This window comes from Vibrio ouci (assembly GCF_004551525.1).
Taxonomy (GTDB): Bacteria; Pseudomonadota; Gammaproteobacteria; order Enterobacterales; family Vibrionaceae; genus Vibrio; species Vibrio ouci.
The window spans coordinates 309,919-333,765 of sequence record NZ_SATR01000001.1; the positions used below are offsets into that span (position 1 = coordinate 309,919).

At 45.9% G+C, this 23,847-nt stretch carries 20 protein-coding genes and 1 riboswitch; of the genes, 8 read left to right on the plus strand and 12 right to left on the minus strand.

The genetic code is table 11. The features are described 5' to 3' along the window. Positions 1–9 precede the first annotated feature (9 nt). Entirely contained in the window at positions 10–888 is an 879-nt protein-coding gene (locus ELS82_RS01310; RefSeq protein ID WP_134833859.1) for a LysR substrate-binding domain-containing protein, read from the minus strand. A gap of 175 nt (positions 889–1,063) precedes the next feature. Between ELS82_RS01310 and nagE the strand changes: the two genes are divergently transcribed. After that, positions 1,064–2,530 (plus strand): N-acetylglucosamine-specific PTS transporter subunit IIBC, encoded by a 1,467-nt coding sequence (gene nagE, locus ELS82_RS01315; protein WP_134833860.1) that lies wholly within the window; start codon positions 1,064–1,066, stop codon positions 2,528–2,530. An 83-nt stretch (positions 2,531–2,613) separates the two neighbouring features. Here the strand turns inward: nagE and menE are convergent, their stop codons facing one another. The 6 genes from menE to ELS82_RS01345 form a co-directional block, all read right to left on the minus strand. Next, complete coding sequence (gene menE, locus ELS82_RS01320; RefSeq protein WP_134833922.1) at positions 2,614–3,981, minus strand: o-succinylbenzoate--CoA ligase; 1,368 nt, start codon at positions 3,979–3,981, stop codon at positions 2,614–2,616. Then, the gene (menC, locus tag ELS82_RS01325; RefSeq protein ID WP_134833861.1) at positions 3,981–4,967 is read right to left on the minus strand and encodes an o-succinylbenzoate synthase; all 987 of its coding nucleotides are present in this window, start codon (positions 4,965–4,967) and stop codon (positions 3,981–3,983) included. The genes menE and menC overlap by 1 nt, the downstream gene beginning before the upstream one ends. Before the next feature lie 175 nt (positions 4,968–5,142). Then, positions 5,143–6,009 (minus strand): 1,4-dihydroxy-2-naphthoyl-CoA synthase, encoded by an 867-nt coding sequence (gene menB, locus ELS82_RS01330; RefSeq protein ID WP_038207015.1) that lies wholly within the window; start codon positions 6,007–6,009, stop codon positions 5,143–5,145. A gap of 41 nt (positions 6,010–6,050) precedes the next feature. Next, positions 6,051–6,827 (minus strand): 2-succinyl-6-hydroxy-2,4-cyclohexadiene-1-carboxylate synthase, encoded by a 777-nt coding sequence (gene menH, locus ELS82_RS01335; RefSeq protein ID WP_134833862.1) that lies wholly within the window; start codon positions 6,825–6,827, stop codon positions 6,051–6,053. Next, entirely contained in the window at positions 6,817–8,547 is a 1,731-nt protein-coding gene (gene menD, locus ELS82_RS01340; RefSeq protein ID WP_134833863.1) for a 2-succinyl-5-enolpyruvyl-6-hydroxy-3-cyclohexene-1-carboxylic-acid synthase, read from the minus strand. Before menD ends, menH begins: the two co-directional genes overlap by 11 nt. Then, on the minus strand, positions 8,547–9,854 hold the full coding sequence (locus ELS82_RS01345; protein WP_134833864.1) for an isochorismate synthase: 1,308 nt from the start codon (positions 9,852–9,854) through the stop codon (positions 8,547–8,549). Before ELS82_RS01345 ends, menD begins: the two co-directional genes overlap by 1 nt. A 485-nt stretch (positions 9,855–10,339) precedes the next feature. Here ELS82_RS01345 and ELS82_RS01355 point away from each other — a divergent pair, with 485 nt between their 5' ends. Then, positions 10,340–11,554, plus strand: coding sequence for a pyridoxal phosphate-dependent aminotransferase (locus ELS82_RS01355; RefSeq protein WP_134833865.1), 1,215 nt, complete (start codon positions 10,340–10,342; stop codon positions 11,552–11,554). A gap of 72 nt (positions 11,555–11,626) precedes the next feature. Further along, positions 11,627–12,241: a 5'-deoxynucleotidase gene (gene yfbR, locus ELS82_RS01360; protein WP_134833866.1), complete on the plus strand. Its 615-nt coding sequence runs from the start codon at positions 11,627–11,629 to the stop codon at positions 12,239–12,241. On the opposite strand, the gene ELS82_RS01365 is transcribed toward yfbR, so the two are convergent. Beyond that, the gene (locus tag ELS82_RS01365) at positions 12,234–13,145 is read right to left on the minus strand and encodes a LysR family transcriptional regulator (RefSeq protein ID WP_134833867.1); all 912 of its coding nucleotides are present in this window, start codon (positions 13,143–13,145) and stop codon (positions 12,234–12,236) included. The two genes, yfbR and ELS82_RS01365, sit on opposite strands and share 8 nt — an antisense overlap. Positions 13,146–13,267: 122 nt before the next feature. Here ELS82_RS01365 and ELS82_RS01370 point away from each other — a divergent pair, with 122 nt between their 5' ends. The 3 genes from ELS82_RS01370 (at position 13,268) to ELS82_RS01380 (ending at position 17,299) form a co-directional block, all read left to right on the plus strand. Then, the gene (locus tag ELS82_RS01370) at positions 13,268–14,326 is read left to right on the plus strand and encodes an HlyD family secretion protein (RefSeq protein ID WP_134833868.1); all 1,059 of its coding nucleotides are present in this window, start codon (positions 13,268–13,270) and stop codon (positions 14,324–14,326) included. 2 nt (positions 14,327–14,328) lie between these two features. Next, positions 14,329–15,876 (plus strand): DHA2 family efflux MFS transporter permease subunit, encoded by a 1,548-nt coding sequence (locus tag ELS82_RS01375; protein WP_134833869.1) that lies wholly within the window; start codon positions 14,329–14,331, stop codon positions 15,874–15,876. Positions 15,877–15,982: 106 nt separating this feature from the next. Continuing rightward, entirely contained in the window at positions 15,983–17,299 is a 1,317-nt protein-coding gene (locus ELS82_RS01380) for an anti-phage deoxyguanosine triphosphatase (RefSeq protein WP_134833870.1), read from the plus strand. A 54-nt stretch (positions 17,300–17,353) separates the two neighbouring features. Here the strand turns inward: ELS82_RS01380 and ELS82_RS01385 are convergent, their stop codons facing one another. Continuing rightward, entirely contained in the window at positions 17,354–18,391 is a 1,038-nt protein-coding gene (locus ELS82_RS01385) for an adenosine deaminase (RefSeq protein WP_134833871.1), read from the minus strand. Positions 18,392–18,453: 62 nt separating this feature from the next. Continuing rightward, positions 18,454–18,553: riboswitch (purine riboswitch) on the minus strand. A gap of 90 nt (positions 18,554–18,643) precedes the next feature. Further along, positions 18,644–19,252, minus strand: coding sequence for a tRNA-uridine aminocarboxypropyltransferase (locus ELS82_RS01390; protein ID WP_134833872.1), 609 nt, complete (start codon positions 19,250–19,252; stop codon positions 18,644–18,646). A 3-nt stretch (positions 19,253–19,255) separates the two neighbouring features. Here ELS82_RS01390 and rrtA point away from each other — a divergent pair, with 3 nt between their 5' ends. Together rrtA and ELS82_RS01400 are read left to right on the plus strand one after the other, a co-directional pair. Next, the gene (gene rrtA / locus ELS82_RS01395; protein ID WP_134833873.1) at positions 19,256–19,813 is read left to right on the plus strand and encodes a rhombosortase; all 558 of its coding nucleotides are present in this window, start codon (positions 19,256–19,258) and stop codon (positions 19,811–19,813) included. Positions 19,814–19,944: 131 nt separating this feature from the next. Beyond that, positions 19,945–21,411: a DEAD/DEAH box helicase gene (locus ELS82_RS01400; protein WP_134833874.1), complete on the plus strand. Its 1,467-nt coding sequence runs from the start codon at positions 19,945–19,947 to the stop codon at positions 21,409–21,411. 188 nt (positions 21,412–21,599) lie between these two features. Here the strand turns inward: ELS82_RS01400 and ELS82_RS01405 are convergent, their stop codons facing one another. Both ELS82_RS01405 and ELS82_RS01410 read right to left on the minus strand, forming a co-directional pair. Further along, a complete protein-coding gene (locus ELS82_RS01405) occupies positions 21,600–22,343 on the minus strand; it encodes a type 1 glutamine amidotransferase (RefSeq protein ID WP_134833875.1) in 744 nt (247 codons plus the stop codon). Positions 22,344–22,350: 7 nt separating this feature from the next. After that, positions 22,351–23,847: a CoA-acylating methylmalonate-semialdehyde dehydrogenase gene (locus tag ELS82_RS01410; RefSeq protein ID WP_134833876.1), complete on the minus strand. Its 1,497-nt coding sequence runs from the start codon at positions 23,845–23,847 to the stop codon at positions 22,351–22,353.

Below are 23,847 nucleotides of genomic sequence, written 5' to 3' on the forward strand. Positions count from 1 at the left end.
ATTGCCAAATTAACTAAGTTGTCCTTCGATCCAATGAATAAAGGTTTGCACTTTGGGTCTCTTCTCCGTCCCTGAAGGGCAAACTACGTCATAACTCATATCCGTTTCCATACTCGGGTAAGGAGTAATTAACTCACCACTATCGATATATGGTTTGACGAAATGATAACGCCCCATTGCCACACCGACATGATTACGAGCACATTGGGTCCCCATATCACGGTGGCTAACACAGTAAAACTGTTCGAATAGGTTGACCTTAACCCCAATATGTTTAATCCATCTTTGCCAGACATCTGATTCAAGAGCATGGATGAAATTTACTCGGTGAAGTGACTCTAGGCCATCGTCAAATATACCGAGATCTTTGGCATATTTAGGCGTGCAAACCGGTAAGTACTTCTCACCGAACAAGCGTTTTCGGTACATATCAGGCAGTTGATTTGTACCGTAGTAAATCGCCAAATCTAACTGACCTTGGTTATAGTTTTGTTCTTCTTGAGCAAAAATATTGAGATTAAGCCTCGGGTACCTTTGCTTAAAATCCGCAATACGCGGCAGTAGCCAACCATTGGCAAACGCTGGACTCATGGCAATGTTTAGCTGTCCATGCAGTTCGGTGTTATTAATCTGTTCAATATCGCTATAGATGAGGCCTAACGACTTTGAGATTGTTTTGTTGAACCTTTCCCCTTCAGGAGTCAGCTCTAGCTTGCGTGTCCCTCTTACAAACAGGTTAAAGCCAAGTTCACCTTCTAATACTTTGATGCGATGACTTACTGCACCTTGGGTTAAGTGAAGCTTTTTTGCTGCCAACGTGAAGCTCATCATTTTCGCCGCCACATTGAAGGTATGCAGATTTCTCAGTAACTGTTGTTGGTTTGCCATACGCACTTATGCATTAAAATTTTTAATTCATAGTGTGACCTATTTCGTTTGTTCGCACCGTGAATTAACTCATAAAATCAACCACAGAAAGCTATCAATAGAGAGCACGTTGCGTCTGACTCTCGCCAAACGGCTCTCATATTAAAAATATTAATTTAATATCTTAGGGGCAAATATGAACATACTTGGATATATGCAGAAAGTGGGTAAGGCGTTGATGGTACCCGTTGCCACACTGCCAGCAGCCGCAATCCTGATGGGTATCGGCTATTGGCTGGATCCTGTTGGTTGGGGTTCAGAAAACATTCTTGCAGCATTTTTAATTAAGTCTGGCGGCGCAATCATCGATAACATGGCGGTGCTATTCGCGGTCGGTGTGGCATTTGGCCTAAGCCGAGACAAAAACGGTTCAGCGGCGCTATCGGGCTTCGTGATGTTCTTAGTGGTAACCACACTTCTCGCACCTGGTTCTGTTGCTCAGTTAACGGGTGTTGACGCAAGCGAAGTACCTGATGCTTTTGCTAAGATCAGTAACCAATTTATCGGTATTATCATCGGTATTATCATCGGTATTATTTCTGCTGAGATCTATAACCGTTACTCAAGTGTCGAGCTGCCTCAGGCACTGGCATTCTTTAGCGGCAAGCGCTTAGTTCCAATCCTAACCTCTCTTGCTGGTATGGTGCTGTCATTTGCTCTGCTTTACATCTGGCCGGCTGTGTACGATGCACTGATCCTATTTGGCATCAAGCTTGAGAGCATGGGCTCAGTTGGTGCTGGTCTATTTGGCTTCTTTAACCGTCTATTCCTATCGGTAGGTATGCACCACGCACTCTACCCAGTATTCTGGTTCGACGTTGTAGGCATTAATGATATTCCTAACTTCTTAGGCGGCGCTCAGTCGATTGCCAATGGTACGGGTATTCCTGGAAAAACAGGTATGTACCAAGCTGGTTTCTTCCCAATCATGATGTTTGGTCTACCTGCGGCTGCACTCGCTATGTACCACTGCGCGGACGCTAAAAATAAGAACCAAGTGTTTGCAATCATGCTGGCAGCAGGTATGGCTTCGTTCTTCACAGGTATTACTGAGCCACTAGAATTCAGCTTTATGTTCCTAGCACCAGTACTGTTCCTAATTCACGCAGTTCTTACTGGTATCTCGTTATACATAGCTGCGTCAATGGAATGGATGGCAGGCTTTGGTTTCTCGGCAGGTCTGGTTGACTTCGTGCTATCGAGCCAAAACCCTCTAGCGACCAACTGGTACATGCTAATACTACAAGGTCTTGTATTCTTTACGCTTTACTACGTTATTTTCCGCTTCGCCATCGTTAAGTTTAACCTTAAAACGCCTGGCCGCGGTGAGGACCTATCGAAAGAAGAGTCTCAAGATATTCCAGAACTGACGGCTGAATACATTAAGGCAATTGGTGGCGCTGATAACATCATCGAGGTAGACAACTGTATTACTCGCCTTCGCTTAGGAGTGAAAGATTCATCACTGGCTGACAGTGCGAAGTTGAAACAGCTCGGTGCTGCGGGTGTCGTCCCTGTCGGTAAGAATGGACTTCAGGTCATCATCGGTTTAGGCAAAGTAGACAAGGTTGCCGAACAGATGAAGCTACAACTGGCTAACTAATAAATAAGAGTTTGTGGTGATTCACCTTCACCACGCCCCCCTGAAGTGCAGTTTTCGCTTAGTCACCGAATCTGCACTTCTTTTTATATCTGGCTTGCTAGCCACTCTTTCACCGACTTCCTCGACACCTTGATGCCACTTTGCAAAAGCGTTTCCGGCATAGAGTAATAAGCAATTGGCCATTTGAACTTAACTAACCGTTGTTGCAGATAGGCCTCAATTTCGCATTTTTCCAACGCATGAGTAAATATGCAAACCGCAACTGGGCGATGGCCAAACTCAGCATCGGCGATAGGCACAACAATAGCTTGAGAAATATCAGGCACCTGCATCAGGGCAGCTTCAATCTCTTCGCAATGAACATTTTCACCACCGGAAATAAACTGGTTATCCGCTCGGCCAATGATTTTCAGCTCATCAGACACCCACTCACCTAAGTCTTTGCTATCAAACCAACCATTTTCGACTAGTGGAGTTAGCTTCCCTTTACGGTAATAACCGGATGCAAGAGTTTCTCCGCCAATATAGATCCGCTGCCCTTCAAGTTTCAGCTCTCGGTTAGGTAGCACCTTGCCTGCGCTGTAGTGTTCATCGATACGTTTAGCCGTTACCGTCGAGGCGGCTTCGGTCATGCCATAACCTAGCCAAGTTTCGATACCTTGTTTGGCCGCTTGCTGACTCAATGCTAAAGGCACATGACTGCCTCCGAGCAAGACATGACTCAGTGACAAACACACTTTATCGTCAAGCAAACGCTTTAGCTGAGTCGCGACCAAAGAGGCATGACTAACCCCAAGTATGTCTGTCGCCAAATCTCCTGTGCCTACCTTGATGATTGCACCACTGTATAACCAGCGATAAACAATCGCTAAACCTGAGACATGGTACATAGGCAAACTCAATAACCAAGTATCGCCTTGCTGATAGGAAAATGGTTCCAGCAGCCCCGACGCCGAGGCGAGATGCTGACGAGAAGTGTGAGTGACCGCTTTCGGTGTGCCCGTCGAACCGGATGTGAAAACAATCGAAGCGAGGTTATCAGGTTGGTAAGCACTAACTTCTTGAGGCTCTACCGTCTCGCCATATCGAATATTGCTGATCGCGCTTAGCTCTTGACACTCAACATTAATCCACACCCTTTGCTTCGACTTCGATAAGTACAAGGTATCGAGTTTATTGTCTAGCTCAGCACGAGTTTGTGGCATGGTAAGCGCGCAGGTAACACCTAGCTCTAAACAAGCTAAGAAGATAATTATCTGCTCAATGCTGTTCTTACCAACACTGGTGAGTACGTCTCCAGCCTCAAGCCCCTGCTGATTTAGGTGATTAGCTACTTTGGCGACTAAATCATTCAGCTCAGCCCAAGTATAATTTCTATCACTTGTTTCGAGTGCGCATAAAGATGGGCTCATTAGAGCCCATTGTTTTAAAGGAGAAAGTTCGCGCAGCATTACGATTGCCATATCAATGGCTGTTCTGCCAGGCTGACAACTGGCAACTCACAAGAAGGCCATGGAGTTTCAAGCTGCTGAGCAAATAACCCAACCGTATCTAATCCCGGCACTTCATCAGGCAACTGCCAATGCGCAAATCTTGCTAGCTGGGTTAGACCCAAACTAGATTCAATGCTAGAGCTTACCACTGCCTTGATGCCGAGCAACTTAGCTTTATCGATCAACTCAATACAGCGCTCTACTGAACCAATTAGGGTCGGCTTAATAACAATGGCTTTGGCCCCGTTTAGGTCCTCAAGCTTAAAGTCATCTTTACGAATCGCATGTTGCAGTGTTTCATCCCAAGCGATCGCAATACCGGTATTGATCGCAAATGAAAAGCTATCACCGGGTACCTGACAAGGCTCTTCAATAAACGCAATTCGACCACGCAGTGACGGCGCTATTTTTTTCGCAAACTGCTCAGCCTTTTCAGCACTCCACGCTCGGTTTGCATCCAAGCGTAGCGTCAAATCAGGAATCGACTCCAAAAACAGACTGACTAGCATTCCATCACGGATAGGTTCGTATAAGCCAACCTTGATCTTAGCGACTTTCTCACCTGTCATAGCGTTTAGCTTTGGCAGTAACTCATCTGGGTCACCAGAGCATAGCGGCGCAGCTTGATAGCTACCGTTTACCGGAAGCTCTTTGTTAAGCTCCATCTGAGCCATAGAAAGTCCAAATGCGACAGACGGAAATAGCTCATCAAGTTTTAACTCTGAACCTTGGTGCCACAATTCGAGCTGCTCAACGAGTTGCGAGTAAACCTCATCCATGGTTTCTACGCTAAAGCCAGGTAGTGGAGCAATTTCGCCTCTACCAACATCGCTGTCCAAGCTTAGCTCGACAACAAACCCTTCACGATGTTTTAGCCTTTGTTCACGCAGTATCACGCCACTGTCCATCGGCAATTCATAGCGATACAGTTTGGCTGATCTCATAGCAATATCCCTTTATATTTTGATTTAAATGTAGCTTGTATTGGATATTTCACCCATTTGTACGTTGATATCTAAGCTATAGCCTTAAGAGCAAGGAGAGGACGCGCAGTTTATAAGCATAAATGAGCATCCTCGACGTAGCTATTGAGGCTAGAGCGACGATATCGACAACAAATTAAGGGTTGCGTGGGAATTTGTTGAAGTCCGGACGACGCTTTTCATTAAATGCATTGCGCCCTTCTTGTCCTTCCTCTGTCATGTAGAACATCATGGTTGCGTTACCCGCTAGCTCTTGAAGACCCGCTTGGCCGTCACAATCAGCGTTCAGTGCCGCTTTCAGACAACGTAGTGCCATTGGGCTGTGTTGTAGCGTCTCGCGACACCAGCGTACCGTCTCTTTTTCTAGCTCTTCAACTGGAACAACTGTGTTTACTAGCCCCATATCCAATGCTTCTTGAGCATCGTAGAAACGACATAGGAACCAGATTTCACGTGCTTTTTTCTGACCCACGATACGAGCCATGTAAGACGCGCCCCAACCGCCATCAAATGAGCCAACTTTCGGTCCAGTTTGACCAAACTGCGCGTTTTCAGCCGCGATCGTTAGGTCACACATCATATGCAGAACATGACCACCACCGACAGCCCAACCTGCAACCGCTGCGATTACAGGCTTAGGACAAGTACGAATTTGGCGTTGGAAGTCTAAAACGTTTAGGTGGTGAGTACCTGAATCATCTTGGTAACCGCCGTAGTCGCCGCGAATTTTCTGGTCGCCACCAGAACAGAAGGCTTTCTCACCTAAGCCAGTCAAAATAATCACACCAACACCTTCGTCGTAACGAGCATCAGCAAGAGCATTAATCATCTCTTTTACTGTTTGCGGACGAAAAGCGTTGCGAACTTGAGGGCGAGCAATGGTAATTTTTGCGATGCCATCTTCTGATTTATGGTATTGAATATCTTCATATTCACCTGTGCAGTCATTCCAGTTAACTGGTGCGTATAGTTCTTCTTCTGAGATACCGACTGTTTTTGCCATGGTGATTCCTGTTTGTTTACCTAATAACTCAACTTAACGACTCAAAGCGTATTGAGTTGAGCTTTTATGATTTCTGCAAAAGCTTGAGGTTGTTCGATATGAACATTGTGTCCAGCTTGTGCAACTTGGCTAAAAGACAAACCGCTTTGTTCGGCCAACTGACTAAACTTATTGTCTTTCTCGCCACAAATATAATGTGTTGTTAAGCCCGAGCATTTTAATCGCTCAAGCAAATAATCTTGTCTAGCTAGCGAAGTAGCTTCGAGCACACTCGCTACTGAAGTGCCTAGATTAGCACTGCGTTTTAATATCAGGTTTTGTCTTTGCTCATGGTTTAGTGAACTAAAGACGCGCTGCAAATACCAATCGGCCAACACCTGCTCAATTGGCTCATTTCTAAAACGTTCAGCCCAGCGATGATCGTTATCCCAACGAGCTTTTTTGTCTTGCTCGGTTTGCAAGCCAAAGTTCCCGCCTTCAACAATAAGGCGTTGAATATTAAGAGATGAAAAGTAGTGATTCGCCACACCGGACATCGCTATCCTTCCCCCCAAGGAATAGCCAACTAATACTATAGGCTGCTCTGGACTCACATGGGTGAGAAGAGTGTCAGATATTTGATCGCAACAATCTTCAAAATTGAAACAAGAGCGTAATGCGCTCATTCCATGCCCCGGAAGGTCGATGGTAATCGAGGGAAAATCACTAAGTTGCTGGCGAACCTGATGCCAATCTTTACCACAGCCCAGCAAACCATGAAGATACACAACAATGGGTTTTGATTGGCTATCGCTGAGAGTGGGATGACTAAAGAGCATAGACTTGTTGAATAAACTCTTTCAGTTGAGAGGAAGCTTGTTCCGGAGGAGTTTGAACCTCTACCAATAGCGTACCTTGCCCACCAAGTAAGTGACTGTTCACTGTTTCTGTGTAAGCGGCTAAGGTTTCAGGTTTGCTATACGCCAGTTTGAATTGCTTGGCAGCATGCTCGAAATCAAAGCCATGAGGCATTTGGTAGAGCGATTGTTTCTGCTGCTGTGGCACTGGCAGTAAATCAAATATTGCCCCGCCATCGTTATTGGTCACCACAACAACAACTGGCGTCGATTGGTGCGACAGAAGCGCGAGCGAATTAATATCGTAAAGCAGTGACGTATCACCAATAAATACTACGGTCGGTGATTGATTTGCTCGAATCACGCCTGTTGCCGTCGCAATCAGTCCATCGATACCCGAAGCTCCGCGGTTACTGTATACGGAGTAATCCGCCACGCCGCTGAACATATCCACCAGACGAACAAATAGGCTGTTCCCTAAGAAGATATCGGTATTTAAAGGGAGCTGATTGAGGTTTAACGCCAAACCAATCTCACTCAAACAAGCTGGTGCTGCAAGGTGAAGCTGAGCAAGTGACGCCACTTGTTGAGAAATATGCGATAGTTCTTTTGCCCAACCAGCGGCTGAACAAGTTAATGGTTGTATCGCGCTAACAACTTGGGTTAACCATGGTTCAATTGCCGCAACATGGTGCGTTTGCATCAAATGAGCTTGATTGTTGCGCTCTCTTTTCGGGTCAAGAAAATGATAGAGTGCACCGCGCTGTTCAACTTGCTCGACTAGCCATTGATTGAGACGTTTCGATACAACTCGCGAGCCCACTTGAAGGATCAATTCACATTGATTAAGCAGTGCTGTATTAGCACTGTTTTGTAGCCAGATATCATAGTGAGCCCAGTCAGACGTTACCCCTGCTTGCGGATCAATAAAAATCGGCCAGCCAAGTTTATCGGCTAACTGTTTCGCTTTCTTCGCTTCGCTCAAGCTGACACTGCCGACAATGATGGCGCCTTTTTTCGAGGCAAACTCAGCGACGTTGATATGAGGCACAGCCGAGTATGAACGCTGGCAAGTGTAGGTATCTTTATTCGCAAGCCAAGTACTCACTTCATCAATATAACCTTGATAAATTGACTTGTTTTCGTTGCTATATAACGGCTCAGGGAACGGGCAATTAATATGTACCGCTCTTCCCTGCTGTTGTTGCTCAAACATTACTTGGTCAATCGACGTCAATAACCACTTCAACGGTGTATTCAATGACGGGCTTGGCAGTTCAAGCGCTGACGTTACATGAGATGAGAAAATGCCCGATTGGTTGATGGCTTGATTGGCACCGCAACCAACCAACTCAATAGGTCTATCAGCAGTCAGCACAACCAGTTTTTCACCGGTCAGTTTTGCTTCAGCAATCGCAGGAAGCAAGTTTGTCACCGCTGTACCAGAAGTCACCACGATCGCTACTGGCTTGCCGCTGGCTTTTGCTAAACCCAGCGCGAGAAAACCAAGTCCGCGCTCATCAAAATGGGTATGTAAATTCAGTTTTGGATTTTCATCGGCTTCAAGTATCAGTGGCGTTGAGCGCGAACCGGGAGCGACACAAAGATCGGTGACACCGTGACGAGTCAGTTCTTCAAGTAACACTTGACACCAAATTCGATTCAGTACCGCTTGATTGATAGTCTGCGTTAGGTCGCTCATTAAGAAGCAACTCCAAGAGGTGGGTTATCTGAGATAAGAGAAAGTAGCGTCGACATCTTCTTATCGAGCTCTTGCCATTCATACTCGGCAACAGAACCGGGAACAATACCGGCACCAGCGAATAGCTGTACTTCACCATCTAACACTAACGCACTACGAATTGCGACGCAGAATTCGGCCCTTTGATGACTAATAAAGCCCATTGAGCCAGCGTACCAACCACGAGCAAAAGGTTCATTTTGTTGAATAAAATCCATCGACTCTTGTCTAGGCAAGCCCGCTACTGCTGCCGTTGGCTGAAGAGCACCAAGCAATTGAACGCCATTAATGCCTTTGTGCAGATGAGCATGGATGCTGCGCTTAAGATGCTGGACTTTACGCAGTCGAACTAGCCTTGCTTCTTGCTCGACCACTACATCATCAGAATACGGCGATAAACGCTCAATGATATCGTCCACCACATATTGGTTCTCATTGAGGTTTTTACTGTCACTTGCTAACCAGTTAGCCAGTTCCATATCTTGGCTGGCGTTACTGCCTCGGCCAATTGTTCCTGCTAACGCTTCGGTGTACAGCTCTTGGCCTTGGCGTAAATAAAGGCGCTCTGGCGTTGAGCCGATAAAGCTGTGTTTTTTGTCTAAAGAAAGCAAAAAGTGAAAGCTATGATGGTTGCTCAAATAGCTAGATTTCAACAAACGAGAAGCACACAACGGCTGATCAAGTGAGACCGTTGTCTTTCGCGCTAATACCACTTTCTTGAAATCATCATTTTCAATGCCCGTTAGCACCTTGTCAACCAATTCAGACCATTGCTCTTTTTCAGGCACATGCTGAATGCTTTCAATATGAGATGAAATAGGTGGTAGTGGTGCTACGTCTAGTTGCAGCTTATATAAGCCAGCGAGAGTACGATGTTTCTCTACATTGAGGTTAACCGCTAACGACCATTTGTCATCAAAACGGATTAACTCCACTTGCGGCAGAAAAAAGAAAGAAGACATACAACGGCGATTTTTTCCGGTGTGACCGTCAAAGGAACGACCACCCCAAATGCGCTGATCATCGGCTAAAATCGCGTAAGCAGGTGCAGGATCCACGAAAGTATGTAACTGACCTAGCGCAACCACCTCTTCGCGGGTATCGCGAGATTGCCAATAAAACTTTGGAAATAATGGCTGGGCGTCTAACCAGTCAATAAATGGGAAGTCAGGTTTTTCCTCAAGAACTTGAACTAGACGGGTTGTACCGTCTTTCGCATCCTTTACGCGTTCGATCAGTTCAGTAACGGCTTGATGAAAGTATGACAAATCAGCCTCGTATGCACAGAGATTAACAGGGTCTGTTGACCTTTTGCGGTTAAATTTTGTTCGAGATAAAAGCGTTTTAATCGCGGCGAGAGGTTTGTTGCCTAGTCAACTAAGCTAAACACCTCTCAACAAAGAGTAAAACGCTTTTAGCCGAACCCTTTGGGCAGCGTTTGTGGGCCCTTTTTACTGCGTTATCGGCTTATCAGGTAGGAAAACTACATTTCAAAGCCTCTGCCTTGTATAAAGACCCCACAAACAGCTGCAAAAATCAGCTCAAAAGGTCAACAGACCCTTTCTATTTTACCTCGCTACTCTATTTATAGACCTCACTCAAATCAAGGTTGCAAACAATGTTTTGCGAAATCCTGTGATAACGGGCGTGCTACAAAGGCTTTATTGTTGCCATCAAACCAGATTTTTATTCTAAAGAACCGTTTTTTGGGTTACTTTAATAAAGTTATTCAATTATTTTTAGGTTTTAATCAATGCAAAATATCGGGATGTCGTCAAAACTCGACAATGTCTGCTATGACATTAGGGGTCCTGTACTCAAACATGCTAAGCGCATGGAGGAAGAGGGACATAAAATACTGAAGCTTAACATCGGTAACCCTGCCCCATTTGGCTTTGACGCCCCAGATGAAATTTTGGTTGATGTGATTCGTAACTTGCCGACTTCTCAAGGCTATTGCGACTCAAAAGGTATTTATTCCGCCCGTAAAGCCGTGGTGCAACATTACCAACGCAAAGGCATTCGTTCATTAGACGTCGAAGACGTTTATATTGGTAACGGCGCTTCAGAGTTGATCGTGATGGCGATGCAAGCCTTGCTAAACAATGGCGATGAAATGCTGGTACCTGCACCAGACTACCCACTCTGGACCGCATCAGTTGCTCTGTCTGGTGGTAAAGCGGTTCACTACATGTGTGACGAAGAAGCCGATTGGTACCCAGACCTAGATGATATTAAGAGTAAGATCACGCCAAAAACACGCGGTATTGTTCTTATCAACCCTAACAACCCGACTGGCGCCGTCTACAGCCGTGACTTCTTATTAGAAGTGATTGAGATTGCACGCCAACACAAACTGATCATTTTTGCTGACGAGATTTACGACAAAGTGTTATACGACGGTGCAACGCACACCTCGGTAGCGACTCTGACTGAAGATGTATTGGTTGTGACTTTTAACGGTTTGTCTAAAGCTTACCGTGTATGTGGTTTCCGTGGTGGTTGGATGTTCCTTACTGGCCCTAAACACCAAGCGCAAGGTTACATCAACGGCTTAGACATGCTCTCCTCGATGCGTTTGTGTGCCAACGTGCCAATGCAACACGCAATTCAAACCGCACTAGGTGGTTACCAGAGTATTAACGAATTACTGCTTCCAGGTGGGCGTCTTCTTGAGCAGCGTGACCGCGCATGGGAGTTGATCAACCAGATCCCTGGTGTTTCTTGTGTCAAACCAAAAGGGGCGATGTATCTGTTCCCGAAGATCGACACTAAGATGTACAACATTAAAGATGACCAGAAAATGGTACTCGACTTCCTCGTTCAGGAAAAAGTACTGCTGGTGCAAGGCACAGGCTTCAACTGGCCAAAACCAGACCACTTCCGCATTGTGACTTTACCGCACGTTGAAGACTTAGAAATTGCTATTGGTCGTTTCGAGCGCTTCTTATCAACCTACAGCCAGTAGTAATTAGATTCGTTCTTTCATATGCTTAAAGGGTACTCATTGAGTGCCCTTTTCATTTCATGGAGTAAAGAAATGCCGCAAGACAACGATTCAGAACACAATTATAAGGAAAGTCACTTTTTCGCTCACTTGGCACGGATGAAATTGATTCAGCGCTGGCCACTGATGCGCTCTGTGTCGACTGAAAACATTTCTGAACATAGCTTACAAGTCGCTTTTGTTGCCCATGCTCTCGCTCTGATAAAAAACAAGAAGTTTGGCGCTAATCTCAATCCAGAGCGCATCGCGATTTTGGGCATGTACCATGACACCAGTGAAGTGCTAACTGGCGATTTACCTACTCCAGTCAAATACTACAATCCTGAGATTGCTAAAGAGTATAAGAAGATTGAAGCGGCCGCAGAGCAGAAACTGCTTTCAATGCTACCTGAAGAGTTCCAAGAGGACTTCGCCCCTTTCCTTGTTTCTACCGCAGCACATGAAGAAGACGCAGATATAGTCAAGCAAGCCGACACGATTTGTGCCTACTTAAAATGTTTAGAGGAATTGAGCGCGGGCAACCACGAATATGCGCTGGCTAAAAAGCGCCTAGATATCACCCTTAAAGAGCGCAGTAGCCGTGAGATGGACTACTTTCTCAATGTCTTTGCGCCAAGCTTTGAGCTTTCTCTGGATGAAATCAGCTAATATCAGTTGTCTGATCACTTTTAAAACTGTGGAGTAGGAAGTCGATCAACTCTTTCTTACGTTTTGGCATCAGCTTGCGGTCAGCATAGACAAGACTCACTTCCACTTCGGGCATTTTGTATTCGGGTAATAAACGGACTAAACGGCCAGTGGCAAAGTGTTCACGACAGATAAATTCAGGTAGCACAGCAATCCCTAGGCCATCAAGAGAGGCTTTAAGGCACGCAGTGATGGTATTGACTCGCAGTCGGTATGGCAGGTCAATTTGATAAGAGCTTTCATCATCAAGTTGTAAGTGCCACTTCGGCAAGCGTGCCGCTTTATTGGAGACTTCAACCATTTGATGAGGAGCGATTAAGTCTAAGTGGTGCTCAATCATCCCGTACTCTTCGAGATAGTCAGGACTTGCGACCAAGGCGCGCTTTGAGGCCGTTAAATAGCGCGAGACAAGATTAGAATCTTCCAATTCTCCGATCTGAGCATACAGATCAATCCCCTCACCGATAATATCGACCTCTCTGTTCGAGAGTTCTAAGTTCATAGTGACATTCGGGTAGAGTTTCAAAAATTGATTAATATAGGAGCCCAATACCTGATGCCCTAGTTCGACAGGTAACACGATATTCAAAGGGCCTCTAACTAAGTCTTGATTGGCCGAGACTTCTAGCTCTGCTTGATTCATCACTTCCAACATCTGCTGACTGGATTGATAAAACTTTTCACCTTCCGGGGTTAACACTAAGCTGCGTGTCGAACGAGTGATCAATCTCACACCTAAATGCTGCTCCAACTCACCTAGCTTTCGGCTTACCGTAGACTTTGTCATTCGTAAAGATTCAGCAGCGTGAGTAAAGCTACCACAATCAACAACTTGAACGAATATAGTTACTGCATTTAGGTCCATTCACTTTCCTCACCCTGGTTATTAGCTCAATTTCTGCAACAGTGTTTTCAGTTTTTCCTATCTTATCAACCAATACAGATGATTTACAATTCGTTACATTCAATGAATTCGAGAATGCGTCAATGACAGAAACACACGACATGCCAACCAAGAAAAAAACGCGCAACAAAGCCCCTCTTATTGCTACAGTCATTATGCTGTCTCTCGGGCTATTAGGTGGCGGCTATTGGTTTGGCTATGGTCAATACTTCGAATCGACTGATAACGCCTACCTTCAAGGTGATATCACCACAATCAGCCCAAAAGTCTCCGGCTACATCGTTAAATCCTATGTAACGGATAACCAAGTGGTTAAACAAGGCGATCTTCTAGCACAAATCGACGACCGAGATTATCAAGCGACACTTGACCAAGCGAATGCTCATTTAGAAGTCACCCAATCTAGCGTTAATAATCTATATGCTCAGCAAACCTTGCAACGTAGCCAAATTAACCAAGCTAAAAGCCAAGTTGATTCCGCGCAAGCTGAGTACGATCGCGCGGTTCAGCAAGTCGCTCGCTCTCGCAGTCTCTTGAAACGTAATTATGCGTCTCAAGATGAAGTCGACAGCATGCTGGCGCAACAAAAAGTCACTCTAGCGCAGTTAGAGCAAGCGAAAGCTAATCTAGTTGCAGCCAATGATCAGCTAGTGGTTATCGCCAGCGAAGTTGAACAAGCAAAAGCGTCAGTGACAGAAGCAAATGCCCAATTAGAGCAAGCGCAGCTTAATCTTAACTACACCAAAATCTACGCACCTGCCGATGGTGTAATTGGCAAACGTAGCGTACGTGAAGGCTTGCTCGTCCAGGCTGGCACACCGTTAATGAGCCTAGTACCAAACAATGCAGTGTGGATTGAAGCTAACTTCAAAGAAACTCAACTGAGTGGTATTCACCAAGGTCAAAAAGTAGAAGTCGAATTAGATGCCTTCCCGGGTCAAACATTGGAAGGCGTGGTAGACAGCTTCTCACCAGCGACTGGAGCTAAGTTCGCCCTATTACCACCTGAAAATGCGACGGGTAACTTCACTAAAATCGTTCAGCGTGTTCCGGTTAAAATCGTCATCCCTGATCAAAAAGATCTTCAAGGTCGCCTGATGCCAGGTTTATCCGTGGTCACTACCATTGATACACGAGGCTAATTATGAGCCAAGCAGTCGTTGCTCACACCGATCAAGAACAGCAAGTCCCCTTTCGTCACTGGATTGCGCTTTTTGGCGGCCTTCTCGGTGCCTTTATGGCCATCTTAGACATTCAGATCACCAACTCGTCGCTGAAAGACATTCAAGGTGCCCTATCTGCGACTCTCGATGAAAGCTCGTGGATTTCGACTTCTTATCTGGTGGCTGAGATGATCGCGATTCCACTTAGTGGTTGGCTATCTAAAGCTCTCGGTAAACGACGTTATCTCACTTGGACAACGGCCATCTTTACCATATCCTCATTGCTCTGTTCGTTCTCTTGGAACATGACATCTATGATCGTGTTTCGAGCGATGCAGGGCTTTAGTGGCGGTGCGTTAATTCCGTTGGCATTCTCACTCGTCATTCAGCTTCTGCCATTAAACAAGCGTGCAGTGGGTATGGCTTTGTTTGGTGTCACAGCCACCTTTGCTCCTTCTATCGGGCCGACCTTTGGTGGCTGGCTGACAGAAAACTTATCTTGGCACTACATCTTCTACATCAACATTCCGCCAGCACTGTTGCTGATTGCAATGATTCGCTACGGTTTAGATGATGAGCCGTTAGAACTGGCAACACTGAAAAAAGCCGACTGGTTTGGCATTGCTACCATGGCACTCGGCCTTGGCTGTCTAGAAGTGGTACTGGAAGAAGGAAATCGTGAAGAGTGGTTTAGCTCAAGCTTCATTATTACGCTAAGCATTATCTCAGCGGTCAGTTTGGTCTATTTCATCATCAATGAACTCCAGCATAAGAAACCACTGGTTAACCTGCGTTTACTGCGAAATGGCCAATTTGCGATGTCCTGTATCGCCTACCTGATTTTAGGTATGGCATTACTGGGATCCATCTACGTATTGCCGCTCTATTTGACTCAAATTCAGCAATACAACGCGATGGAAATCGGCGAAGTACTGATGTGGATGGGCTTTCCTCAGCTACTCATCTTCCCTCTAGTACCTAAACTGACGCAAATCATCAAACCTAAGTATCTCGTGACCTTTGGCTTTGCGATGTTTGGCCTGAGTTGCTACGTGAATACCCACATGACCGTCGACTTTGGCGGACAGCAGTTGATTCTGTCGATGCTGCTACGCGCAATTGGTAGCCCGTTTATTATGGTGCCACTCTCTTTAGTGGCGATGAAAAATATCAGTAAGCTCGATACGCCCGACGCTTCGACTTTAACCAATGTCATGCGTAACTTGGGCGGCGCATTCAGCATTGCCATTATTGCGACGCTGTTGGATAACAAAACACGTGAGCATTTAGGCCATATTAAAGAGTCGTTGACCTCAGTGAGTATTGACGGTTGGAATGCTCTGCACCAGCAGCAAGCCTTCTTTATTCAATCCGGTAGTGACGCTGCAACGGCGATGCAGCAAGCTCAGGCTAGTTTGTTGGGCACCATGCAACGCGACGCCGCAATCATGGCTTATAACGATGTATTCCTGATGATGACGCTCTTTCTTGGCGTTGCAGCAATATTGGTTTTAAGTATGAAAGATTAGCCGCAAATGCACGTGAAACGGCGATATTTCGTCGTTCTCACGTGTATTTCTTTGTATTTATCATGTAACGGGTGTACGGTAAGAAAAAAGACAAGGGAGTACACCTATGACGTTTAAAATCAGCTCCTTATGGTTCGAAAGACACGACGATGAGCATAAAATTCGTCGTGACGACCACCGCAGTCCCTACCAGCGCGATCGCGCTCGTATTCTTCATTCTGCCGCGTTTAGGCGCCTGCAGGCTAAAACTCAGGTCCACGGCAATAGCTTTGATGATTTTCACCGCACCCGTCTGACGCACTCACTTGAGGCGGCGCAATTGGGTACCGGTATTGTTGCCCAGATTAAGAAGAAGCAACCTGAGTTTCGTGACCTGTTACCTAGTGACAGCCTTATTGATTCATTATGTTTAGCCCATGATATAGGCCACCCACCCTACGGCCACGGGGGCGAAGTCGCCCTCAATTATATGATGCGTGAGCATGGTGGTTTTGAAGGTAATGCGCAGACGTTTCGTATCGTCACTAAACTTGAGCCATATACTGAGTTGTTTGGTATGAACTTAGCCCGTCGTACTTTGTTAGGACTTATCAAGTACCCCGCGCTTATCAGCCAAACCCGTGCTGATGTTATGCCTGAATGCGTTTCCCATCAACGCAAACTCAAAGCGCGTGATTGGTCTCCCGCTAAAGGACTTTATGACTGCGATGCAGACCTGTTTGATTGGGTGTTAGCGCCACTGAGTGAAAACGATAGGGCTATTTTTAGCCAGATGCGCGACGAGCAATACCTAGAGACAGAGCATAAGAAGACCCGTTATAAGTCTATCGACTGTTCGATTATGGAGCTCGCCGACGACATCGCTTATGGCGTGCATGATTTAGAAGATGCCTTGGTTCTTGGCATGGTCAATCGTAACCAGTGGGTAGAGGGTGCCGCGAGCCTATTGGCTGAATGTGGTGATCCATGGTTTGAAAAGCATATCGCGTCTATTTCAGACATGCTGCTGTCTGGTACTCATCACCAACGTAAAGACGCGATTGGCGGTATGGTTAACGCCCTGCTGACTAGCATTTCAATTAAGCCAGTCGATGCGCCATTTGAGTCACAGTTACTGGCTTTTAACGCCGTACTTGAACCTTCAATGGCCAATGCTTTGGAGATCCTAAAACGCTTTGTCAGCCAGTACGTAATCCAAGTCCCTCATGTTCAAGTGATGGAGTATAAAGGCCAACAGATCATTATGGATATTTTTGAGGCACTCAATGCTGACCCAGAGCGATTATTACCCATCGATATCAAGCAAAAGTGGTCAAATAGAAATGATGAGAGTAACGGTTATCGTGTGATTGCAGACTATATCTCTTCAATGACGGATGGCCACGCTCAAAGGCTGCACCAACAGCTATTCTCTTCTCATTAATCCAAGCTATGACTAGAGTGACAAGCTCGTCACTCTAGTCATCATCCCTTCCAATTAGTGATTAAACTCGCTAACAAATTGATTGAGCTTACCTAGTAGTCGACCTTTTTGTTCATCATTAATAAAACTGGCAGCAATCGCATTGCGGGTAAAGCTAGCCAGCTCTTGATTCGTCATCTCATGACTCTGCGCAACGGCGTGGAAGTTGGCATTCATGTAACCACCAAAATAGGCAGGGTCGTCAGAGTTTATCGTGACGCATAAACCGCGCCGAAGCAGGTCAACGATATTATGCTGTTCCATTTTCTCGAACACTTTTAATTTGGTATTCGACAATGGGCAGACCGTCAGTGGCATCTTGTTGTTCGCTAGTGCATACAGTAGGTTGTCATCGTCCGAGCAACGCACACCATGGTCAATACGGCTCACTTTGAGCAGTTCCAAACTGTCATAGATATTACTCACAGGCCCTTCTTCCCCAGCGTGGGCTACCGTTAGAAAGCCCTCTTCTAACGCTTTGCTATAAACGCGAGCAAATTTCTCTGGCGGGTGGCCAAGCTCCGAAGAATCTAAACCCACACCGATAATCTTATCCTTGTGAGCCAAGGCTTCAAACAGAGTATCGAAAGCGCTCTCTTCATCAAGATGACGCAAAAAGCACATGATGATCTGACTGCTAATTCCAAGCTTCTCTTCGCCATCTTTCAATGCTCGATGTATGCCGTTAATTACAGTATCAAACGCGATCCCGCGACTGGTATGAGTCTGTGGATCAAAGAAAATCTCTGTATGAATCACATTGTCTTGCTGACAGCGAAGTAAGTAAGCCCATGTCAGATCGTAAAAGTCCTGCTCATGAATCAGCACATTTGCCCCTTGGTAATAGATATCAAGGAACGATTGTAGATTGGTAAATTGGTAAGCGGCTTTGACTTCTTCTGGCGTAGCAAAAGGTAATTCGATGTTGTTGCGCTTTGCCAGCTCAAACATCATCTCGGGCTCTAAAGAACCTTCAATATGTAGGTGAAGTTCAACTTTCGGTAGTTGTTCAATAAAAGCAGTTTGATTATTCACGCTTGTGTCTCCATTCATTTTGACTGGGTTCCAACAAGCGCTTTTCTCTAGAAAAGTTTCAAGCATACAAAGAGAAAAGCGCTGTGCACTTTACTCTTCGTAATCTGAAATTATCGGTTTCAGGTAGAGACTCCCACACCTTATCAGTGGGATTATACGAAGTATCGTTTAACTCATACGGGTTAAGCTAAACGATTGCGCATCATTATATTCAACCAAAAGGTCTAATGACAATATCGCGCTTAGAAATAAGTGTAGAAGAAAATCCGCTTAAGAAAGGTAATTTTTCTCAAATACGCCGGGCGGCATCTGTTTGATTTGAAACTCAATCATCTGATTAAAGGCATCAATCAGCGGCATAAAGTCTGTTTCTGGTTCAAGTAGAGAGAGAATATGATAACCCGCTTCAACCGTTGAAAGGCTGTTGTCACTGGGCGCTTTTCTAATTCGATAGTTGCCCTGTAGGTCATCAGGTAAACGTACTAGAGGCAGCTTATGCAGATTGGTCGATAGTTGCCACATCTTGTAGGCCTTTTTCCAAGTACCATCGAGCAAGATCACACGCACCTTTTGCTGGTTGGCAACTTGCTCGGCTACCTCATTATGAGTGATTGAGCCTTCCCCTGGGTAAAGGACAAAATGTTGGTGTTGGCCATCATTGAGTAGTTGGTTGAGCTGCTCATTGTTAGAGAAATCCTCACCAACAAAGCAATAACTGTTTGCCAGTGAGAGCTTTAAGATCCGCGCAGTGCCCATTGGTCTGTCTGTTTCGCTGTGATGTTGTAGGATGACCAGCTCAACATTCGATGTTAGGCTTTGGATCCATTGGCAAATACACGCTTTGAGTGATTTTCCACATTGAGAACAGTATCGGGACATAGTGTGCGCTTATTTCTTCTATTAATGACAGTCAGTCTACTCTGCCTAGGTCTGCAATTCGAACCGCTTGCCTCACTGACAAATTGGCAACGCGATCTTATTCTTGATGGGCAGTGGTGGCGAATCCTATCAGGAAACTTCACTCATACCAACTTTGCTCATTTGGCGATGAATCTTGCCGGGCTATGGGTTATCAGCTTCATCTTTAGACCAACAGAGAAGTCACTCGCATTACTACTCATTACTATTAGCTTAGCGATAGGTGTACTCAACTTCCTCAGTGATATGAATGGCTATGTTGGATTGTCCGGTTTACTACACGGATTATTTGCTTATTTCGCCTTGCAAGAGAGCCTTAATGGACGCAAAAGCAGCTGGTTACTGGTGATTGGCGTGATTGCCAAAGTCACTTGGGAGCTCACCATGGGGGCATCGCAATCTACAGTCGAGCTCATCAATGCGAGAGTGGCCGTCGAGGCTCACCTGTTTGGCATGCTTTCAGGTTTTATGCTCGCGCTGATCGTTCGCTTCTTCCCTAGCCGAAATAAATCAGCGGCATAGATATCAATAATATACCGACCGCTAGACAATAATTAGGTTGATGTTCATCGATAAAGGGCGCAGAATGGCGCCCTTTTTCATGTAGAACAACTCTACGTGATTCTCCGCTTACACATTACAGAGATCAATTTATGGGTTTTACCTCCTTAGGCCTTTCTGCACCAATCCTCAAAGCAATTGAAGAACAAGGTTATGACACCCCTTCTCCGATTCAGGAACAAGCGATTCCTGCGGTACTTTCAGGGAAAGATGTCATGGCGGCAGCGCAGACAGGTACAGGTAAAACAGCAGGCTTTACTCTGCCGATCCTAGAACGTCTTGATAATGGCCAACGTGTAAAAGGCAACCACATTCGTGCGCTTATCTTAACGCCGACTCGTGAACTTGCTGCTCAGGTACAAGAAAACGTATTTAAGTACAGCCGTCATCAGCGTCTTACGTCTCAAGTGGTATTTGGTGGGGTAAAAGTTAACCCACAAATGCTTAAGCTGCGTAAAGGCTGTGACGTACTTGTCGCGACTCCGGGCCGCCTATTAGACCTTTACCAGCAGAATGCGGTGAAGTTTGATCAGCTTGAAGTGTTAGTTCTAGATGAAGCCGATCGCATGCTAGATATGGGTTTCATCCGTGATATCCGTAAGATATTAAATGTGCTGCCAGCGAAACGTCAGAACTTACTGTTCTCAGCAACATTCTCTGCAGAGATCCGTGAGTTGGCAAAAGGTCTGGTCAACGATCCTATCGAAGTATCGGTCAACAAAGAGAACTCTACCGCGGTCACCATCGAGCAAAGCATCTACCCTGCAGACAAACGCAAAAAAGCGCCAATGCTGGTTAAGCTGATTAAAGATGGTAACTGGAAGCAGACACTTGTGTTCTGTCGTACTAAACATGGCGCAAACCGTTTGGCTTTCTTCCTAAATAAAGAAGGCATTACCGCTGCCCCAATTCATGGCAATAAGAGCCAAGGTGCTCGTACTCGTGCATTGGCAGATTTTAAATCGGGCGATGTTCGCGTGTTAGTTGCAACAGATATTGCCGCGCGTGGTATCGATATCCCTCAGCTTCCTCAGGTTGTGAACTACGAACTGCCACACGTATCTGAAGATTATGTTCACCGTATTGGCCGTACTGGTCGCGCAGGTGAAGTAGGTCGAGCAATTTCATTAGTTGAAGCGGATGAAGCGAGTGAACTATTTGGCATCGAACGTCTAATTCAGCAAGTGCTGCCACGCATCGAACTAGAAGGCTTTAAACCAGTCAATGAACTGCCTGAGTCTAAGTTAGATACTCGCCCAATTAAGCCAAAGAAACCGAAGAAGCCGAAAAAACCTAAGCAGCCAAGAACTGAACATGCTGATGGTCAGCGCTCTGGTGATAATGCTCGTGGTAACAAACCAGCAAGTAAGAACAAACGCCATTTCGGTCACAATAAGCCAAATGGCGAAAACCGTGGTAACGGTGGTAATGGCGGCCAAGCGAAACGCAAGCCTGCTGGTGGAAAGCCAAACAGCAACAATGGTGGCAATAGCGGTAATGGCCAACAACGTCGTAAACCAGCCAATCGCAAACCAAGCGGTCAAGCTAAAGCTCAATAACTCTTGAACTAAAAAAGCTTTGAACGAAAAAGCGCTCCTCACTCAGGAGCGTTTTTTATTGGGCTTTGTTACCAAAATCAAATGAACTAAATCAAAGCCGCTCAGCGTCTGAAAAGAAAAACCTACCAGTTCAAAGAACTGATAGGTTAAATTTTCTCTGACATTAGCTAAATGCAGAGATTGAACATCTAGAGCACATGGTGCAGCGATGGGGATCGCCTTACTGGTTGCTCAACCATGTTAAGAAAGGAATCAATCCAATGCAGGATCAGAGCCGAGTCTTGTGGTTTATTCAGCTGTCTGAAGGCATCTTCTGCATGAGCACTACCAATAATCTCACGTCGTTTTTCAACCAATTTGCCAGTAAACTCACTACTAAACTCGGGGTGTCCTTGTACCGTGAAAATGTGATTATCTTTGGCTAGCATGAAGTTAGGGCAAAAGTCATTGCCAGCAATAACCTTCATTCCCTTTGGAACAGTGACCACTTGATCTTGGTGGCTGACCAGCATCCTCACGCTATCCATTGATAGGTTCATCCACTTTTTCTGTACGCTGACATTCGCCGTATAACTGCCCAGCCCCCAGCCTTTTTCAGACTTCATCACTGTGCCACCTAACGCTCTGGCGATAATCTGATGACCGAAGCAAATGCCCACTAAAGGCCGCCTAATCGCTTCGCAGCGACGAATCCAGCTAACCAGCTCAACAATCCAAGGATCATCATCATAGGCGTTATGGACACTACCGGTGATAATAAACCCAACGCACTGATCCAAACTCGGCAGTTCACCTCGTGTGGCATCATAATCAACGAATTCCAATTGGTTGTTCACTTCATAGAGCGATGCCGCAATCATGTCGAAGTACTGTCCGTGGTAGCTCGCTAACGATGGCTCCACGTGCCCGCAAGTAATGATTCCTATCTTCATTGTTCACCTATTTCATTGTTGGCATAACAAATTCACTTTCCCTTTGACCTTTTGGCCAACGCGCCGTCACGGTCTTCATACGAGTATAGAAACGTACGCCATCATTACCATGGACATTCAATGGGCCAAAGATTGAACGTTTCCAACCACCAAAGCTATGAAATGCCATAGGTACTGGAATTGGAACGTTGACACCAACCATGCCAATTTCTATTTGTTCGGCAAAGTTGCGTGCCGTATCCCCATCGCGAGTAAAGATAGCCGTTCCGTTGCCAAATTCATGTTCATTAATCATGTTGACTGCATGCTGATAGTCATCAGCTCGCACGACAGAAAGCACCGGCCCAAAGATCTCTTCTTTATAAATTGTCATGTCTTCGGTTACGTTATCAAACAGAGTACCACCGACAAAGTAGCCCGGAGCGCCCGCATTAAAATTACGTCCATCGACGACCAGTTTGGCACCTTGTTCAACACCAGACTGAATGTAATCAAGCACTTTGTTCTTGTGAGGTTCACTAACCAGTGGGCCCATTTCATTTTCAGGCGTTACACCCAACCCTGGCCCAACACGTAATGCCTCGACTTTCTGCTTAAGCTTTTCAACCAATCGGTCCGCGGTTTCTTCTCCGACAGCGACGGCAACTGAAATCGCCATACAGCGCTCACCCGCCGCACCATATGCCGCGCCCATAATCGCGTTTACTGCTCCATCAAGGTCGGCATCCGGCATCACAACTAGGTGGTTCTTCGCACCGCCTAATGCCTGCACTCGCTTACCGTTAGCACTGCCTTTCGCATAAATCGCTTCAGCAATTGGCGTAGAACCAACAAAGCTCACCGCAGCGACATCGGGTGACTCTAGCAACGCATCAACCACTTCTTTGTCACCTTGCACCACATTGAAGACACCATCCGGAAGGCCCGCTTGCTTCAGTAGCTTCGCCAGTACCAAAGCAGCACTTGGATCTTTCTCTGACGGTTTAAGAATGAAGCTGTTACCACATGCCAATGAGACTGGAATCATCCACAGCGGAACCATCACCGGGAAGTTAAATGGCGTAATACCGACACACACACCAACAGGCTGCATCATTGAATAGCTGTCAATTTCGCGCCCCACATTGAGGGAGTGCTCACCTTTTAGCAGATGTGGAATACCGCAAGAGAACTCGACCACTTCAAGGCCACGAGTCAGTTCACCTAACGCGTCACTGTGCACTTTACCGTGCTCTTCAGTGATCAAAGTCGCGAGAGCATCCGCGTTCTCTTCCAGTAGCTGTTTAAACTTGAACATAACGCGTGCACGTTGTAGCGGCGGTGTCGCCTGCCACGCTGCCTGAGCATTTTTGGCTACCTGTACAACCTCTTCGGCTTCCTGTGCAGTTGATAGCTGTACTTGACCACGTCGCTCACCAGTCGCGGGATTAAAAAGGTCCGCGCTACGAGAACTTGTACTTTCAACTACCGATCCATTTATAAAGTTTGAAACCAAAATCGACAT

Excerpts from the sequence above, each read along its gene's own strand:
- ELS82_RS01310 (WP_134833859.1), bottom strand. The coding sequence starts at position 888 with ATGGCAAACCAACAACAGTTACTGAGAAATCTGCATACCTTCAATGTG.
- ELS82_RS01355 (WP_134833865.1), top strand. The coding sequence starts at position 10,340 with ATGCAAAATATCGGGATGTCGTCAAAACTCGACAATGTCTGCTATGAC.
- menC (WP_134833861.1), bottom strand. The coding sequence starts at position 4,967 with ATGAGATCAGCCAAACTGTATCGCTATGAATTGCCGATGGACAGTGGC.
- yfbR (WP_134833866.1), top strand. The coding sequence starts at position 11,627 with ATGCCGCAAGACAACGATTCAGAACACAATTATAAGGAAAGTCACTTT.
- ELS82_RS01365 (WP_134833867.1), bottom strand. The coding sequence starts at position 13,145 with ATGGACCTAAATGCAGTAACTATATTCGTTCAAGTTGTTGATTGTGGT.
- menB (WP_038207015.1), bottom strand. The coding sequence starts at position 6,009 with ATGGCAAAAACAGTCGGTATCTCAGAAGAAGAACTATACGCACCAGTT.
- ELS82_RS01390 (WP_134833872.1), bottom strand. The coding sequence starts at position 19,252 with ATGTCCCGATACTGTTCTCAATGTGGAAAATCACTCAAAGCGTGTATT.
- menD (WP_134833863.1), bottom strand. The coding sequence starts at position 8,547 with ATGAGCGACCTAACGCAGACTATCAATCAAGCGGTACTGAATCGAATT.
- ELS82_RS01370 (WP_134833868.1), top strand. The coding sequence starts at position 13,268 with ATGACAGAAACACACGACATGCCAACCAAGAAAAAAACGCGCAACAAA.
- menE (WP_134833922.1), bottom strand. The coding sequence starts at position 3,981 with ATGCTGCGCGAACTTTCTCCTTTAAAACAATGGGCTCTAATGAGCCCA.
- ELS82_RS01405 (WP_134833875.1), bottom strand. The coding sequence starts at position 22,343 with ATGAAGATAGGAATCATTACTTGCGGGCACGTGGAGCCATCGTTAGCG.
- ELS82_RS01385 (WP_134833871.1), bottom strand. The coding sequence starts at position 18,391 with ATGAATGGAGACACAAGCGTGAATAATCAAACTGCTTTTATTGAACAA.
- ELS82_RS01400 (WP_134833874.1), top strand. The coding sequence starts at position 19,945 with ATGGGTTTTACCTCCTTAGGCCTTTCTGCACCAATCCTCAAAGCAATT.
- ELS82_RS01410 (WP_134833876.1), bottom strand. The coding sequence starts at position 23,847 with ATGTCGATTTTGGTTTCAAACTTTATAAATGGATCGGTAGTTGAAAGT.
- ELS82_RS01380 (WP_134833870.1), top strand. The coding sequence starts at position 15,983 with ATGACGTTTAAAATCAGCTCCTTATGGTTCGAAAGACACGACGATGAG.
- nagE (WP_134833860.1), top strand. The coding sequence starts at position 1,064 with ATGAACATACTTGGATATATGCAGAAAGTGGGTAAGGCGTTGATGGTA.
- menH (WP_134833862.1), bottom strand. The coding sequence starts at position 6,827 with ATGCTCTTTAGTCATCCCACTCTCAGCGATAGCCAATCAAAACCCATT.
- ELS82_RS01375 (WP_134833869.1), top strand. The coding sequence starts at position 14,329 with ATGAGCCAAGCAGTCGTTGCTCACACCGATCAAGAACAGCAAGTCCCC.